This window comes from Bacillus sp. LR--39 (assembly GCF_053613335.1).
The window spans coordinates 1-802 of sequence record NZ_JBSIOT010000674.1 but is presented as its reverse complement, the minus strand read 5'-3'; the positions used below and the strand labels follow the sequence as shown (position 1 = coordinate 802).

At 43.9% G+C, this 802-nt stretch carries 1 protein-coding gene and 1 pseudogene; one reads left to right on the top strand and one right to left on the bottom strand.

Features of this window, described 5'->3' with window-relative positions:
- Positions 1–549: serine/threonine protein kinase (locus ACWHAR_RS25760; protein ID WP_452088263.1), on the top strand; the 549-nt coding region annotated here is incomplete at its 5' end.
- Here ACWHAR_RS25760 and ACWHAR_RS25755 read toward each other — a convergent pair.
- A pseudogene (locus tag ACWHAR_RS25755) lies at positions 534–793 on the bottom strand (hypothetical protein). The gene ACWHAR_RS25760 and the pseudogene ACWHAR_RS25755 overlap by 16 nt on opposite strands.
- Between the last annotated feature and the right edge of the window lie 9 nt (positions 794–802).

Genomic DNA, 802 nt, shown 5'->3' with positions numbered 1-802 from the left:
AAACTGCTCAATAGCATTCACCACCCGCAAATTCCGGGCTTCATAGATGAGTTCATCATAGACGGACAGGCTTATTATGTCATGCAGTTCATTGAGGGAGAGAATATAGAAGAATTATTATTTTTTCGAAAACAGCCGTTCACAGAGCTTATGGCATTACAACTGATTTCGCAGCTGCTTGAGATTATAGAATACCTGCATGATCGCCTTATCTTCCACAGCGACATCAGAACGCCTAATATCATCATCAATGATGGCAGGCTCTGCCTCATCGATTTCGGCCTTGCCAAACAATTGACTCCTGAAGAAATGGAGGAAATAAAGGTACGAAAACAGGATGACTTCTTCGATCTCGGAGAAACGCTGTTATTCCTGCTGTACTCTCAATATAAAGGAAAAAAGAAGAAAAACGGCACTTGGCTGGAGGAATTAACACTGACAAAGGAAGTAACCTTGCTGCTGAAAAGATTATTGGGCATTGAGGAAGAGTATCAGCACACCGCTTCCATTCGCGAGGATCTAAACCGGGCCATTCAATCGGTCACATAAAAAAACCCTTGTCCCAAAAGCGGAACAAGAACTTTTTTGGATTAACTGCTGCTGTAGCTCCGGCGTTTGTAACGATGACTGCCGCCATAACGGTCGTAGTGTCTTCTTTTGCCCGAGCTGCTGTAGCTGCGATAATGTCTGCGCCGGCTGCTGCTGTAATGCCGGTGTCTGCGATATCGGTCACTAGAACTGCTTGAGAGGTACTTAATCGTTTTGATGATTTTTTTAAACATATGCTGTTCACCCCATTTCT